This is a genomic window from Winogradskyella ouciana, from assembly GCF_965284585.1.
Lineage (GTDB): Bacteria > Bacteroidota > Bacteroidia > Flavobacteriales > Flavobacteriaceae > Winogradskyella > Winogradskyella ouciana.
Window position 1 is genome coordinate 3,073,311 of sequence record NZ_OZ260095.1, and the last position, 17,058, is coordinate 3,090,368.

A 17,058-nucleotide genomic window follows, 5' to 3' on the forward strand; every position below is an offset into this window, starting at 1 on the left:
AAGCATTAATTTTGAATCTCCGCTTTAGGTACTCTAAAGAGCATGATAATTCCCAATAAAAAGAACACAAATAAAAACAGAATAGAATTACGCATGCTTCCAGTTATCTGGTCAATAAAGCCATAGATTAGCATCCCTATAACTATGCCTATTTTTTCGGCTACATCAAAAAAACTAAAGTAAGATGTGGTGTCTTCAGTTTCAGGTAAAAACTTAGAATATGTTGACCTTGCCAATGATTGAATTCCGCCCATTACTAACCCAACCAATGAAGCAGCTATGTAAAACTGAAGAGGAGTTTCCATAAAGTAGGCATAAAAGCAAAGTGACATCCAAATAAAGTTAACTGCAATTAGAGTTTGTATGTTTCCAAATTTTGCCGACGCTCTTGATGTTAATATGGCTCCTAATATCGCAACGAGCTGTATTACCAAAATACTTACTATTAAGCCAGTGGTCTTAGCCTCGTCACTTCCCCATGCAATTTCTTCTTCACCAAAATATACAGCTACTAACATTATAGTTTGTACTGCCATACTGAATACAAAAAAAGCATATAAGTAACGTTTTAATCTTAAGTTCTGTTTCAGTTGATTCCAAACTCCCTTTAATTCTTTAAAACCGTTGAAAATAACTGATTTGGTAACTTTATGGCCCGAAGAGGTTCCTTTTGGAAGAATGTAAAATGTGTATTGACTAAACAATGCCCACCATACACCAACTGTTATAAAGGAATAGCGCATCATCTGCATTTTATCTTCGCCAGTGTCTTGAGTCATAACCATAGCCAAATTAACAACTAACAATAAAACACTCCCTATGTATCCCATACTAAAGCCCTTAGCACTTATACTGTCTTGTTGTTCTTCGTAGGCTATATCTGGTAAATACGAGTTGTAATACACTAAACTTCCCCAATAACCTATAAGTCCCATGAAGTAAAACAATAAGCTGAAATGAATTCTATCTGGCTCTATGCTAAACCAATATAAACCAATACACCCAGCTGAACCTACATAACAGAAAAATTTCATAAAATTCTTCTTGTTACCAACATAATCTGCAATACCGGATAATATTGGAGATATAATCGCTACAACTAAGAAGGTGAAGGCCGTAACAAAAGTAATAAGGGCAGTACTCTTAAATTCGTATCCAAAAGCAGTAACTTTTTTTACTTCTGAAATAAATAGCGCTGAATAAAAAATCGGAAATATAGATGATGCTATTGTAAGCGTATAAACAGAATTTGCCCAATCGTAAAATGCCCATGCATTTAGAAGTTTTTTACTTCCTTTTTTAAGTTCTCCCATAGATAGTTTAATAAAAAAAGCCGCTCTTATTGAGCAGCTTCTAAAGTAGTTAAATTATATTAACTTAATATTAATTTATAGGTCTAAAACTTGTGACACCATATTTTTTCGCCTCAGCTTTTGCATTAGGAACTAATTCATTTAGTGTATTAATACGGGTGTCTGGATGTGGATGTGTACTTAAGAATTCTGGTGGAGACTGACCTCCACTATTTGCTTTCATACGTTTCCATAACTCTGGCGCTTCTTCAGGATTATAACCTGCAATTGCCATAAGAATTAGGCCAATTTTGTCTGCTTCTGTTTCGTGACTTCTACTAAAGGGCAATGCAAACCCAACTGTTGTTCCTATGCCGTATGCTTGCATCCACATTTGTTGTTTTTCTGGGCTTTCGTTACCTGCTGCGACAGCTACAGCAATTCCTCCAGCTTGTTGCAGTATACCTGTACTCATTCGCTGTTGACCATGATTAGCTAGAGCATGAGCAACCTCGTGACCCATAATGGCTGCAACTCCAGTTTCATTTTGAGCTATAGGTAATATTCCTGTATAAAATGCAATCTTTCCACCTGGCATACACCAAGCATTTACCTGCTCAGAATCAATAAGCTTATATTCCCATTTATAATCATCTAAATAGCCTTGATATCCATTTGCATTCAACCATCGTTCTGATGCTACAGCAATACGCTGACCTACTCTATTTATCATTTCTGCGTCCTTGGTGCCAGTTACCACTTTACTTTCACTAAGAACCTGGTTATATTGTGAAAAAGAAGAAGGGAACAATTGCTCATTGGAGACCAGTGCTATAGTTTTTTTACCAGTAAAGGGATTCGTTTTACAAGCGACAACTACTAATGTAATTACTAAAGTTAATATGGCTTTTTTCAAATTCATAGCTAATGGTTTTAAATAGAGTTACTAAAATACAAAAAACAGTTCGTTTATATTTTGACACTAAAATAAACTATAGGTCACTAAGATTTTGACTGATTTCCTTTTATATGTAACTCAGAAAAATTCTTATCCACTACAAAGGAACTCGTACCGTTAGACTTTAAATGGTTAAGGGAAATAGTTTCATTATCCAACTGGATTTCAGAAATATCAAAAGGCAAACCATGAATTTGTATTTTGAATGTTTCATAAGGCGTAATGAACTTTCCTTCTTTATATTGATTGATAATTAATTCATTTTTACGACCAGTAAGTGTGAAATTCCTTAAGCTATAACGTCCTTTTGTGTAATCGTAGCCATCATTGGCATCACTAAACAATTCACTTTCCTCCTTACCTTTTTTGTAATAGACATCTAAAGTAACCTCTTTAATTTCCTTTTCACCAACATATTGCTGTATGGGAAATTTTGGAATTATGGCACCCTCTTTTATAAAAATTGGCATGCTATCTATATCAGCATCAATCCACATTTCTTTTCCACCTTTTACGACTTCATCATCCCAGAAATTGTACCACCTCCCTTTTGGGATATACATTCTTCTCCCTTTAGCATTAGGCTCTAAAACAGGGCACGCCAAAATTTGTTCACCAAAAACAAACTCATCCGTTCTATAGTGGGTATTAACATCATCCTGATCATAAAGCACCAGAGATTTAAGTAATGGTGTACCGTGATCTACGTAGTTCCAGAATGCAGTATATAAATATGGCAGAAGTTGATATCTGATTTCAATAAATTTTCTAACAATGTCCGTTACATCTTCATCGAACGCCCAAGGTTCTTGGTCACCATGATCTCCTGATGAATGAACTCTAAAAAAAGGATGAAAAATCCCAAGTTGAATCCAGCGTGTAAACAACTCTCCCTGAGGTTGTTCTGCAAACCCTCCAATATCACTACCAGCAAAACCGAAACCAGACATGGACATTCGCTGCGCTTGGATATTAGCTATCCATAAATGTTCCCAATTTGCAATATTATCACCTGTCCATGTAGACGTGTAACGTTGTGTCCCTGAATATGCAGCTCTAGTGATAACAAATGGCCGTTTTGGGTAAGAGTATTTTTTTAAGCCTTGGTATGTTGCCCTTGCCATTTGCATTCCATAGATGTTATGTGCCTTTCTATGACTACATGGATTCCCGTCATAATCGTGACGTACATCATCTGGAAATGTTTTGTTTGGCACTTCCATAACAGCAGGCTCGTTCATATCATTCCAAACCCCTTTAATCCCAATTTCTTCTATTAATTCCTTAAATAAACCAGACCACCATTCTCTTACTTCAGCATTGGTAAAATCAGGAAAATGACATTCGCCAGGCCATACTTTACCTTTCATATACGCACCATCTGCACGCTTACAGAAATAATCTTTCTCTAACCCTTCCTTGAAAACGGAATAGTCTTTATCAATTTTTATTCCTGGATCTATTATAGCGACAGTCTTAAAGCCTTGCTCTTTAAGTTCTGACACCATTCTTTTAGGATCTGGAAAATAATCTTTGTTCCAAGTGAAGCAACGGAAACCCTCCATGTAATCAATATCTAAATAAATAGCATCGCATGGTATTTTTAGTTTTCTAAATGTAGAAGTGATTTCTTTAACCTTACTTTCAGGATAATAGCTCCATTTGCATTGATGAAAACCTAATGCCCACATAGGTGGTAAATGGTGAGGTTTTCCTGTTAAATCGGTATAACTTTCTACAACATCAGTCATTTTGGGACCATAAAAGAAATAATAATTCATCTCACCTCCTTGAGCCCAAAAACTTGTTACATTTCTACGTTCTTGCGCAAAATCAAATGAAGACCTAAACGAATTATCAAAGAATATTCCGTAAGCCTTGCCATGGTGTAAACCTGTGTAAAATGGAATGGCTTTATATATAGGATCGGTATCTTTTCCGTAAGCGTATGAGTCCGTCACCCAATTGGTGTAGCGCTTTCCTTTAAGATTTAAGTGATTTGGTTTATCACCCAATCCGTAGTAGCTTTCACCATCATTGGATACTTTACTCATTTTTACAATGTTTCCGCCGAACTCATAACTTTCTTCCCAATGAAATCCAATCTCATCTTGATTAATAAGCACATTGTCCTTAACATCATAAATAGATACTCTTAGACTTTCCTTAGAAATATCGCAACGCAACTTAGACGTTGTAACCACAAAGTAATCTTCGTTTTCGTCTATTTTTAATCGGTTATACCCAATACTAGCATACTTCGTTATGGCATATGAAAAATCGTTATCAAAGTTGCCAACGGTAGTATATCTAAACCTAAGAAGGCTATCTCGTAAAACTGTTAATTGAAGAATAACATCATTATCTGTTGTAAAATATAATTTATCAACGTCCTTTTCAAAGCCTATTATTTTAGATGGAAATAAATTTCCTTTTTGTTCTAATTCTGTATTTACAATCATTGTACGAATTTGAGGATTTGTGCATGTAAAAAAAAGGAAAAATCAGAACATGAGAAAGCGTAAACACTAGTATTTATAATGAATTGTTAACTATATCGATTTCGATGACTAATTTTATGAAAATGATAATTTTTAAAACCCAATAAAACGAATCATGCAGTTTTTTTATTTTGAATATTTTAATACAACTGCACCTAAAGGCGGTATATCTATTTCAACAGAATTGTCTCTAAATTGCCATGGATTGGCTTTAGTGGATTGTATTTTGTTTTTATACTCACCCGAACCGAAATATTTCTTAAGATCACTATTAAAAATTTCTTTTAATTTTCCTTTTCTCGGAACACCCATTTTGTAATTTTCCCTAGGTACAGGTGTCATATTACAAGCTATGACCAAATCATTGGTTTCGTCATTTCCTTTTCTAATGTAAACTAATACTGAATTTTCTGAATCGTTATAATCGATCCATTCAAAGCCGTCACCAGAAAATTGTTTTTCGTAAAGTGCTGGTTCGTTTTTGTAAAGTGTGTTTAAATCCTTTATTAATGCTTGCACCCCTTTATGAGGTTCATATTGCAATAAATGCCAATCTAAACTTTGCTGAAAATTCCATTCTTCACTTTGACCAAATTCTGCACCTTGAAACAAGAGATTTGTACCAGGATGCGTAAACATGTAGCAATATAACAACCTTAAATTGGCAAAGCGCTGCCATTCGTCACCAGGCATTCTTCCTAAAATAGAATGCTTCCCATAAACCACCTCATCATGACTCAGAGGCAACATAAAATTTTCCGTAAATGCGTATGTCATACTAAATGTTAAGTCGTTCTGATGATGCTTTCTGTAAATGGGTTCTTTTGCAAAATACTGCAAGGTATCATGCATCCATCCCATCATCCATTTCATTCCAAATCCCAGTCCACCTAAGGACGTTGGCTTAGACACCATAGGAAATGACGTCGATTCTTCTGCAATGGTCTGCACATCTGGAAATGCTCCGTAAACAGCCTCGTTCATTTCTCGCATAAATGAAATGGCTTCAAGATTTTCTCTACCACCAAACATATTTGGCTCCCACTCACCTTCTTCCCTACTGTAATCTAAAAACAGCATAGAAGCTACAGCATCTACTCGCAACCCATCTGCATGATATTGATCTAGCCAAAAAATAGCATTACTTACAAGAAAAGACTTTACCTCGTTTCGTCCGTAATTAAAAATCAAACTCTTCCAATCTGGGTGATATCCTTTACGTTTGTCAGGATGCTCATATAAGGCCGAACCATCAAAGAAACCAAGACCATGTGCATCTTCAGGAAAATGTGATGGTACCCAATCTAAAATAATTCCGATATCGTTTTGATGTAGTTTATCCACCAATAACTTGAATTCCTCTGGATAGCCAAAACGTGATGTTGGCGCAAAATAACCTGTGAGTTGATAGCCCCAAGATGGATCGTAAGGATATTCCATTACAGGCATTAATTCTACGTGTGTAAAGTTCATTTCCTTTACATAAGCCACTAATTCATCAGCAAGTTCTTTATACGAAAGAAATCTATTTTCTTCAATTTGCTTTTTCCATGAACCCAAATGAACTTCGTAAACGGAGAAAGGAGCATCTAGTGCATTGTGGTTCTTTCTCTTTTTCATCCACTTAGAATCTTTCCATTTATAATTATCGTCCCAAACTATGGAAGCCGTATTTGGTGGATGCTCACATCTTCGCGCATACGGATCTGCTTTTTCAGTTTTTATATCGTTATGATGACTATGGATTTTGTACTTATAAATGTTGCCTTTACCAACTTCTGGGATAAACCCTTCCCAAATACCACTTCCATCCCATCTTACTGAGAGCTTATGGTCACCTTCTAACCAATAGTTAAAATCACCTACAACGGATACCATTTTAGCGCTTGGTGCCCAAACGGCAAAGTATGTTCCCTTTACTCCATCTACAGTTGTTATATGAGAACCGAATTTTTCATAAAGTCTGTAATGCTTTCCTGATTTAAATAAATCAATATCAAAATCGGTAAATAAACTGTGTACAATTACTTCTGCCATAAATTAGTGGTTGATGATATTTGAAATTCCTTTTAAAGGAATGACTGCCCATAATGGACGTGAATTAAGCTCGTAACCCAACTCGTAAACTGCTTTTTCTAATAATGAATATTTTAATAAAAATATGCGCTCTTGCTCATATCCTATATTAATATTTGCGTTTTGAATCTCTACAACATAAGTTCCTAAAAATAAGCCGATAAAATATTGATATAGAATCTCGCCTGCTTCAAAGAGTTCGTCTTGACTTTGTTTATAGTTCTCTTGATTATTAAATATTGTTGCATAAATGGCATAATGAAACGACCTAAATAAACCTGCAACATCTTTTAAAGGCGGCTGTTTCACTTTCCTATCTCTAATAGTACTTTCTGGTTCGCCTTCAAAATCTATAATATAAAAATCTTCATCTTTTACCAATATTTGCCCCAAGTGGTAATCACCATGTACTCGCAGTCGTTCTCCTTTTAATTTGGTCCAATCAAAATTTACAAATCGTTTTCTAATGTCGTTTTTCTTTTCGAGAAACTCATTAGCTAGTTCCAAAGCCAATCCGTCTAACTTATGCATATTATTTTCTACAGCATTTAAACGATTTTGAAACTGATATAACAATCTATTTTTTAACCACACGGTATAATCACCATTAAAACGTGCCGGAGTAAAGGATGTGTCTTCAAATTCAGAGCCTAGTGCAATGTGCATCTCTGCAGTCCTCTTAGCTAGTGTTTGGATTTTATTGAACACATTAAGTCCTGCCCAATCTATTATTTGAGGTGGAATTTCCCTAATACTCAAACGCTTGAAGCGTTCTGTTTTGGGTAATTTATCTATTTGAATTCTTTTGTATTCTAAATTGCTAAATATTTTATGTAATTCTTTGAGCATATAGTCCCAAGCATCACCTTCATTGGGCACCAACTCGTTCATTAACGCAATGGTTATGTTAGTGTTTTCCTGATCTTTTATTTGCATACTTCCCAAGTATGCAGGTGTATTTTTAAATTCTTTCTTTTCAGACAAGAAACGGCTCATTTCATAATCAGGATTGCGATCTGCATAGATTCGTCTAAAGAATTTAAGCACACATTTATCGTTGTAAATTATGGACGTATTACTTTGTTCCATACCCATAAATCTCGAAGATTCGTACTCACAATCTTCAAACAAAGAACTCTTTTTATATTGAACTCTCGTCCTATCATTAGGAACAGCAGTTAATATCCTCTCAAAAACAACGCGCCTAAAGGCTTCAAGATTTATGGCATCAATAATAAAGCCTTCTTGATTTTGAATACTAATGGGAAGAATACGATCATCATTTGCAAAATCTTCATCCGTAACAAAGGCGATTGGTAGAAAATAATGTTGGTAAAAGGCCTCGGTAAAATTAACCTCTAAAATTAGTCCGTAATATACTTCCTCCTTTTGCTGGATTCTAAAATATTCTGAAAGTTCTATGTATTTTAGTTTGCTCGACTTGCCACCATACCAACGCTGCTTAACTATATATTTTTCTAAAACATCGGACAAAAAAACCTTTACAAAATCCTCATTTTCCATCAATTCTTCCCACGGTACATTAAAATTGTACGGTGTCTTAACATCTACAGCTAAAGGTTTTCTCGAAGACATTTCTATTTATTTATCTTAAAGATATGAAATGGTAAGGTGGGATGCAACTCAACAAAATTCCATTCGCTTTGCCAATTATAGCTACTTCCTGTAACTAGATCATTTACAGTTATTTGATGTCCATGTTGAACACCAAGCTCTTCTAATGGCAATTGGACATTTCCCTGTTGAGCATAATACTGCTCAAGGCTTATGATGATTAGAAGTTCGTCTGTTTTGGCATCATTCCACTTATAAAACGCAATTAAATTGTCATTTTCAATATGGCAGAACTTAATATTGTTGGTTTGTTGCAAAGCCTCGTGTTGATGACGAATTGCGTTTACTTTTGATATAATTGTGGTCAGTTTATTCTCAACATTCCAGTTGTAATGTTTTACCTCGAATTTTTCAGACATAAAGTATTCCTCTTTACCAGGAATGGCATCATCTATCATTTGCTCAAAAACAGGACCGTAAATACCAATATTAGAGCTTAAAGTTGCTGCCAAAACATATCGTTGTATATATTTAGACTCATTGGCTCCTTGTAAATGATATGGATTTATGTCTGGTGTATTGGGCCAAAAATTCGGTCTCATATATTCACGTTGATCCGTTTGGGTTAGCTCAGTCATGTACTCTATAAGTTCATGCTTTGTGTTTCTCCAAGTGAAGTACGTGTAAGACTGCGTGTAACCTTGTTTAGCTAATTGTTGCATCACCTTTGGCTTAGTGAACGCTTCTGCCAAGAACAACACATCTGGGTGTTTCTTTTTAACTTCGGAAATTGCCCAATTCCAGAAATAATATGGCTTGGTATGTGGATTATCTACTCTAAAGACATTGATTCCACAGTCTATCCAATAGAATAAAGTATCTAAACATTCTTGCCATAGGTTTTTATAGTCTTTACTTTCCCAATAAATAGGTAAAATATCCTGATATTTTTTTGGAGGATTCTCAGCATACTGCACGGTTCCGTCTGGTCTCCATTTAAACCAGTCTGGATGTGCCTTTACCCATGGATGGTCTGGCGCAGCTTGCAACGCATAATCCATAGCGATTTCTATATTGAGATCCTTTGCTTTTTTTACAAGTTTTTTAAAGTCTTCTATTGTACCTAATTGCGGATGGATATCCTTATGACCTCCATACTTAGAGCCAATTCCCCAAGCAGAACCAACATCACCATCTTTTGCTTCGGTGGTGTTATTTTTTCCTTTTCTATTGACCTCACCAATAGGATGCACTGGCGGAAAATACAATGTATCAAAGCCCATCTCTGCTACTCTTGGCAATAAACGTTCGCAGTCCTTAAATGTACCGTGTTCACCTTCCTTTTCTGACGATGACCTCGGAAAAAACTCATACCAAGTACTGAACAATGCCTTTTTACGATCTACATGTATCTGAAGTTCCTTTGAGGTATTGACTAAATGTTTTTCAGGATATTTATAGAAAATTTTATGAAGCCTTTCACTTTTTGCTTCAGTTACTGCTTTGTCATATTGATTTTCATCACCAAAAACATCAATACAGTGTTGTATATACTCCTTCTCTGTAACTGTTGCTTTTTTCAACAGCCGTTTAAGGTATTCTATCCCTTCTAGAAGCTCTGATTTAACGTGTTGATTGTCATCAATTTTTCGTTCTGTACCATGTTGCCAATTAAGCGCATAGTCAACCCAACCTTCAACCTTATAGCTATAAAATCCTTGTTTCTCTACAGTAAATGAAGCTTTCCATTCATCATTTACTGTATGATGCATCCTTGCTTCACTCCATTTGCGTTCTTTTTCGTGCTTATAAAGCACAGAAGCTGCGATAACATCGTGCCCATCAACTAAAACATGTGCGTCGATGTTAACAATTTCGTTTACGATACGTTTTATGAAAAACTCTCCGCAGTTTATTTGAGGTTTAACTGCATCTATAACTACTCGCTTTTGGTTATGCATAGTTTTGGTTGATTGTTATTATATCACGAAAGTACTATACATTCTCAATATATAAAAGACAATATGAGTTAAGTAAGCACTATAACGTTTGAAATGTCAACTATTTAGAAAACTTTTACAGAAATCTCTCAAATTTCAATATAGATCGGTCATTTAAGACAGCATCCCTTTCACTTTTTCATCACTAGTTATTTTAGACAGGTTTATTGCTGTTTCAATTAAAGCTAAATGCGAATAAGCTTGTGGAAAATTACCCAAAAGGCGTTTGGTTTTAAAATCCAAATCCTCACTAAACAGTCCTAAATGGTTACTGTAGGACAATAGTTTTTCGAAATGCTTTACAGCCTTAGCTTCTTCACCTATTTTGTACAAGCTATTGATATACCAAAATGTACAGATGGTAAAGGACGATGATGGCAACCCAAAATCGTCTTGATTTTTATAGCGATACAACAAGCCGTCGAAAGATAGCTCTCGCCCAATAGCCTTAACTGTACTTACATATTTTGGATGCTTGGCATCTATAAAGCCGTAAGACTCCATTAGCAAAACCGAAGCGTCTAAGTCTTCTGAGCCATAAGACTGTGTAAAGGCTTTTGCTTTATCGCTCCAGGCATTGACCATAATATCTTCTTTTATGGCTTCCTCTAGCAATTGCCAACGTGCCAATTTTGAAGTTTTACCCAATAATTTAGCTACTTTTATGGCTTTGTCAACCGCTGTCCAGCACAACACTTTTGAAAAGGTAAAATGTCTGTCTTCTGATCTAAATTCCCATATACCTTTATCTGGTTCTTGCCAGTGTTTATTCACTACCCAAACAATACCTTTGGTAATGTTCCAAAGAGCTTCTCCATCTTCAATATCGTTATTGAAATTCAATACTAATTGATGAATCATATCCATCAATATGCCGTAGATATCATTTTGCTTTTGCTTGTAAGCCGCATTCCCAATTCTAACAGGACTGGAGTTTTCATATCCAGAAAGGTGATCTAAGAATTCTTCGGTCAATTTTTTCTCACCATTGATGCCGTACATAATCTGCAGTTTCTCATCCTTATCTGGTATTAGATTGATAATAAATTTAAGATAGCGCTTAGCAATGTTCTTATGACCCAAAGTTGACATCACCTTTATTACCATAGAAGCATCTCTAATCCAACAGAAACGGTAATCCCAGTTACGAACTTCACCGATAGTCTCTGGCAAGGAAGTGGTAACGGCTGCTAAAATGGCGCCTGTTTTATCGTAACTCAGTAATTTTAGCGTCATTGCACTCCTAGCTATATGCGAGCCATAACGTTTGAAAGATGTGGTGCGCTCCATCCAATTCAGCCAATAGACTTTTGTACGCTCATATTCTAAAAATGCCATTTTTAAAGTTGGAACAAATAGTTTTTCATGGTATCCGACCAAAAAGAAATGATCAGAAGCAATCTCTAGCTCCTCCCCTTTAATTAGTTTTTCTTTATCTAAATCAGTGTATAAAAACAAGGTATCGTAAGCTTCATTATCGGTTAAGCTCACTACAAAATCATTTTTTATGTAGGTTTTGGTTTCCTCTTTGGCATATTCTAGTTTGGGATTGTAAATAACCTTTACCGTAGGCTTACCTGATATGTGTTTAATATATCTAATAAACTCTGGCGGAGAATGATAACTACCATTCTCCTTATGGTATCTTGGCATAAAGTCCCTCACCTCAAAAGCATCCAAACCATTGCTAAACCTAGTTACTAGAATAGCTGTGTTATCTACATAGTGTTGTTGTATACTGTAGCTGTCATCGACTTCGAATCCAAAAGATCCGCCAATGTTTTCGTCCAATAATTTTCCGAAAACGGAAGGGGAATCAAACTGAGGTAAACAGCACCAGTCCATTGAGCCATTTTTAGAAATCAAAGCGGCACTTCTGCAGTTGCCTATAATACCATAATCTAAGTTATTCATGAAATTTTTGTTTTTATAACGCTTTATTTTTTTTAAATTAACAAAATCCTGTCAATTAGCACAAAATATCTCAATGAATAAAACTATTATTGTTTCAAATCGCTTACCTCTTCAGGTTTCAATTCAAAAGAATTCATTAGAAATCTCACCTAGTGTGGGTGGCTTGGCTACAGGTATGAAATCGGTTCATGCTGATGGAAACGGAATTTGGGTAGGTTGGTCTGGCATACCAGAGAATGAGCTAAGCCCATCGCTTGAAAAAGAAGTAGAGAAAAAAATTAAGAAAGAAAAATGTGTTTCCGTGCCACTTTCAAACGAGGATATTGAAGATTATTATGAAGGATTTAGCAACAACGCACTGTGGCCATTATTTCATTATTTTATGGAATATACCAATTTTGAACAACACGAGTGGGAAGCCTACAAACGTGTCAACGAAAAGTTTGCTGAAGTAGTAATAGATAATTTAGACGATGGAGATACCGTTTGGGTACACGATTACCAATTGTTATTGCTTCCTCAACTCATTAAGGATAAAAAACCTAATACAACCATAGGGTTCTTTTTACACATCCCTTTTCCTTCTTATGAAATCTTTAGAACATTTCCATGGCGTGAAGAAATTTTAACCGGAATGTTGGGTGCAGATTTACTTGGTTTTCACACCTATGATTATGAGCGTCATTTCTTGAGTTCCGTAAAGCGGATTTTAAGGTTGGATGTTAATTTCAATAAAATAAACTATCATGATAGAATTATAAAGGTTGATTCTTTCCCTATGGGAATTGATTATAATAAATTTCATAATGCCGCATTAGAGCATCGTAGTGGTTCTCTTGAAAAATCTGAACTCAGAAAACGACTAGAAGAACATGTCACAGAAGATAAAAAACTGATTTTGTCTATTGACAGAATGGACTATACCAAAGGTATTCCCAACAGAATAAAAGCGTTTGAATATTTTTTAGACAACTACCCAAAATACAAAGAAAAAGTTAGGTTGGTGATGCTAGCGGTTCCTTCACGTTCCAACGTACCTCAGTATCAAAAGCTAAAGCGCGAAACTGATGAATTAGTAGGTAGAATTAACGGAAAGTTTGCTACAGTAAGCTGGACACCAATTTGGTATTTTTACCGATCTATGCCCTTTGAGGATTTGATAGACCTTTACATTTCTTCTGATGTTGCATTGATTACTCCCATAAGAGATGGCATGAATCTCGTTGCCAAGGAATATATTGCCACAAGAACCGAAGGTAATGGTGTTCTTGTTTTAAGTGAAATGGCTGGTGCTTCTAAAGAGATGAACGAGGCTTTATTGATCAATCCGAATAGCTTTCAAAATTTTGCCGAGAATTTAGAACGTGCACTCACAATGCCGTTAAACGAACAGGAAAACCGTATAAAGTTTTTACAAAAGCGCCTAAAACGCTATGACGTAGAAAAATGGGCCGAGGAATTTTTTAAATCACTACAGGAAACCGAGCAGGACAGAAACACCATAGTTACTAAAAAACTTACAGGTGACTACGAAAAGAGCTTTGTGGAAAAATTTAAAAGTAAAAAGAAAAAGATGCTACTTTTAGATTACGACGGAACACTCGTAGGGTTTAAGGACAATCCGCAAGATGCTAAACCAGATGATGAGTTATTTGAGTTGTTAGATCGATTGCACGAAAAAGCTACCTTGGTTCTCATAAGCGGACGAGATAAAGACACATTTCAGCGTTGGTTTGGCCATAAGTCATACAATTTAGTCACTGACCATGGAGTATGGTTATATCAAAATGAGGAATGGACCGCTTTAGAACGCTTAAAAACAGACTGGATGCAGAGTATTAGACCTATTCTAGAAACCTTTGTAGATAGTACGCCAGGAACATTTATAGAAACCAAAAACTATTCATTAGCTTGGCATTATAGAACAGCAGATCCTGAACTTGCCAAAATCCGAACCATGGAGCTTAACACCGTGTTAACCAGCATGGTAGCAAACAATGGTCTATCTATATTAGAAGGAAATAAGGTTATTGAAATAAAGAGCAGCAATGTTAATAAAGGAAGAGTCGTAAACAGACTGCTGATCGAAAACGATTATGATTTTATAACCGTCATTGGTGATGACTGGACAGATGAATATATGTTTGAAGAAGCTCCTGATTGGGCTTATACCATAAAAGTAGGCTTAACCAAAACCAAAGCAAAATATCAAATAAAGGATCCTAAACAGGTACGTCAATTACTTCAAAAATTGATTTGAAAATTAAATAGTGGTACCGTGTTTAATCACGGCATCCTTTTTTACAACTACAATACCATCTTTTATAACATACTGTTCTGTTTCAGTATCTTCGAGATGAGTACCACCATTTATTCTAACATCGTCACCAATGCGACAATTTTTGTCAATTATGGCATTTTTTATAAAGCAGCGTTCACCGATTCCCATTAAAATATCAATCTTTTTCTCTTCAATAGTCTCTAAGGATTCATAAGTATCGCTACCCATCATATATGTATTGATAATAGTGGATTCCTTTCCAATTCTAGAACGAATGCCAATTACGGATTTTTCTATGGTTGCAGCGTGGATTAAACAGCCTTCTGCAATAACCGCTTTATTAAGTGTGGTTCCAGAAATTTTTGAAGTAGGTAAAATACGTGCATTGGTATAAACACGATTATCTAAATCATATAAGTTGAACTTTGGGATTTCATCCGTTAAGCCAAGGTTAGCTTCAAAGAAAGAATCTATGTTTCCTATATCTGTCCAATAGCCTTCAAACGGATAACTCATTATTTTATAGTTATCAATATTTTGCGGAATGATTTCCTTACCAAAATCAACAGTACTCTCATCCTCCATGAGTTCAATTAATAGCTTTTTATTAAATATATAAATCCCTGTTGAACCTAAGTATTCACGACCTTGTTGCTTCATCTCATCGCTTACATCAGATTTCCAATCTACGATCACTTCTGCTGAAGGTTTTTCGACAAACGATGTAATTTGATTGCTCTCATCTGTTTTTAGAATTCCGAACGAAGTTCCATCCTTAGCATTTACAGGATAGGTACCAACAGAAATATCTGCATTTGCTTCAATGTGCGCATTAATCATCTCATTGTAATCCATTTGATATAACTGGTCTCCGGATAAGATCAAAGCATACTCAAAATCATGTTGAAGAAAGTGATGCATGCTCTGCCTTACGGCATCCGCAGTACCCTGAAACCATTTATCGCTCTTAATGGTTTGTTCTGCTGCTAAAACATCTACAAATGCCGAGCTGAAAAAACTAAAATGATAGGTATTTTTTATATGCCTATTTAGCGATGCCGAATTAAACTGTGTTAAAACGTACATTCTTTTAATATCCGAATTAATACAGTTAGATATCGGAATATCTACTAACCTATATTTTCCTGCAATTGGTACTGCAGGTTTAGACCTGTTTTCCGTTAATGGATATAATCTCGAACCTTGTCCTCCACCTAAAATTATGGATATAACTTTGTTGTTTATCATCAGTCGTTAATTAGTGATTGGTATATGGATTGCGTTTGTTTTGCTATTGCCTTCCAGTCGAAAAAATCCTCTACTCTTTTTCGACCTTTTTTTGCCATGGCATCTCTTAACTCTTTGTTGTTGATTAACCTATTGATGCCTTTTGCCAGATCTTTTGAAAACTTATCAGGATTTACAGGCTCAAAAGGCGCAACATTTTGTTGCTCTAAGTTAATCAATAATCCGGTTTCTTCTGGTATAACCACTTCTTTTATTCCTCCTACTGCACTAGCGACCACAGCTGTTTCACATGCCATGGCTTCTATATTAATAATACCAAATGGCTCATAGATTGACGGACAACAAAACACATCTGCATGAGAATATAACTGAATTACATCTTTTTTGTCTAACATTTTATCTATCCAAAATATGTTGTCCCTAGTTTTTGAAGCTTCCTCAACGGCATCTTCCATTTCTTTAGCAATCTCCTTGGTGTCTGGTGCTCCTGCACACAATACTATTTGTGTATCAGGATCTATATATTTAATAGCGTTCACTAGATGAACAATGCCCTTTTGTCTGGTGATTCTTCCAACGAACAGAACATAAGGTTCTGATTTATCTATCCCATAGGCTTCTAGAACATCGGTCTCTTTAACAACGACATATTCTTTGAGATCTATACCATTATATACCACTTCTATTTTTTGTTCATCAACATTAAAATGCTTGATGACATCTTCCTTAGTTTCTTCTGAAACTGCGATAAGGCAGTCTGCCATTTCAATGGCAGTCTTTTCGATCCAAGATGAAGCATCATAGCCTCTTCCCAATTGCTCGCGTTTCCATGGTCGTAAAGGCTCTAAAGAATGTGTAGTTACTACCAGAGGTGTACCATAACACAACTTTGCCATAATACCAGCAAAATGGGAATACCATGTATGGCAATGCACCACATCTGCATCTATTGCTTCGGCATTCATGTGTAAACCTGTACTTAAAGTTTTAAACACTGATTTTAACTTTTCATCACTGTTCTTAAAAATACCATCCTCAAAAGGGTAACCTTTTAAAGTTAGGCTGTCTTCACTGGTATCTTGATCTCCAAAAGCTCTTACCTCTATCTGCATCAATTCAGACAATTCTTTTGCCAAATATTCTACATGCACTCCTGCACCTCCATAAACATATGGTGGAAATTCTCTAGTTAGAAATAATGCTTTCATTGATT

At 35.6% G+C, this 17,058-nt stretch carries 10 protein-coding genes; 1 reads left to right on the forward strand and 9 read right to left on the reverse strand.

All coding sequences use genetic code 11. The features are described 5' to 3' along the window. Positions 1-5: 5 nt before the first annotated feature. The 7 genes from ACQ65V_RS13695 to ACQ65V_RS13725 all read right to left on the reverse strand — a co-directional run bounded on the left by ACQ65V_RS13695 (position 6) and on the right by ACQ65V_RS13725 (position 12,316). Positions 6-1,313, reverse strand: coding sequence for an MFS transporter (locus tag ACQ65V_RS13695; protein WP_430468345.1), 1,308 nt, complete (start codon positions 1,311-1,313; stop codon positions 6-8). 70 nt (positions 1,314-1,383) lie between these two features. Then, positions 1,384-2,214 (reverse strand): M48 family metallopeptidase, encoded by an 831-nt coding sequence (locus ACQ65V_RS13700; protein WP_412560702.1) that lies wholly within the window; start codon positions 2,212-2,214, stop codon positions 1,384-1,386. Between the two features lie 80 nt (positions 2,215-2,294). Further along, on the reverse strand, positions 2,295-4,712 hold the full coding sequence (locus ACQ65V_RS13705; RefSeq protein WP_155087730.1) for a glycoside hydrolase family 31 protein: 2,418 nt from the start codon (positions 4,710-4,712) through the stop codon (positions 2,295-2,297). Between the two features lie 165 nt (positions 4,713-4,877). After that, positions 4,878-6,788 (reverse strand): 1,4-alpha-glucan branching protein GlgB, encoded by a 1,911-nt coding sequence (glgB, locus tag ACQ65V_RS13710; RefSeq protein ID WP_430468346.1) that lies wholly within the window; start codon positions 6,786-6,788, stop codon positions 4,878-4,880. Positions 6,789-6,791: 3 nt separating this feature from the next. Further along, positions 6,792-8,423: a maltokinase N-terminal cap-like domain-containing protein gene (locus tag ACQ65V_RS13715; RefSeq protein WP_412560700.1), complete on the reverse strand. Its 1,632-nt coding sequence runs from the start codon at positions 8,421-8,423 to the stop codon at positions 6,792-6,794. Between the two features lie 2 nt (positions 8,424-8,425). Beyond that, the gene (locus ACQ65V_RS13720; RefSeq protein ID WP_430468347.1) at positions 8,426-10,363 is read right to left on the reverse strand and encodes an alpha-1,4-glucan--maltose-1-phosphate maltosyltransferase; all 1,938 of its coding nucleotides are present in this window, start codon (positions 10,361-10,363) and stop codon (positions 8,426-8,428) included. A 153-nt stretch (positions 10,364-10,516) separates the two neighbouring features. Continuing rightward, entirely contained in the window at positions 10,517-12,316 is a 1,800-nt protein-coding gene (locus ACQ65V_RS13725) for a glycoside hydrolase family 15 protein (RefSeq protein WP_412560698.1), read from the reverse strand. Between the two features lie 73 nt (positions 12,317-12,389). Here ACQ65V_RS13725 and ACQ65V_RS13730 point away from each other — a divergent pair, with 73 nt between their 5' ends. Further along, a complete protein-coding gene (locus tag ACQ65V_RS13730; RefSeq protein ID WP_430468348.1) occupies positions 12,390-14,576 on the forward strand; it encodes a bifunctional alpha,alpha-trehalose-phosphate synthase (UDP-forming)/trehalose-phosphatase in 2,187 nt (728 codons plus the stop codon). A gap of 3 nt (positions 14,577-14,579) precedes the next feature. On the opposite strand, the gene ACQ65V_RS13735 is transcribed toward ACQ65V_RS13730, so the two are convergent. Together ACQ65V_RS13735 and glgA are read right to left on the reverse strand one after the other, a co-directional pair. Next, positions 14,580-15,845: a glucose-1-phosphate adenylyltransferase gene (locus ACQ65V_RS13735; protein ID WP_430468349.1), complete on the reverse strand. Its 1,266-nt coding sequence runs from the start codon at positions 15,843-15,845 to the stop codon at positions 14,580-14,582. Continuing rightward, entirely contained in the window at positions 15,845-17,053 is a 1,209-nt protein-coding gene (gene glgA / locus ACQ65V_RS13740) for a glycogen synthase (RefSeq protein WP_430468350.1), read from the reverse strand. The genes ACQ65V_RS13735 and glgA overlap by 1 nt, the downstream gene beginning before the upstream one ends. Between the last annotated feature and the right edge of the window lie 5 nt (positions 17,054-17,058).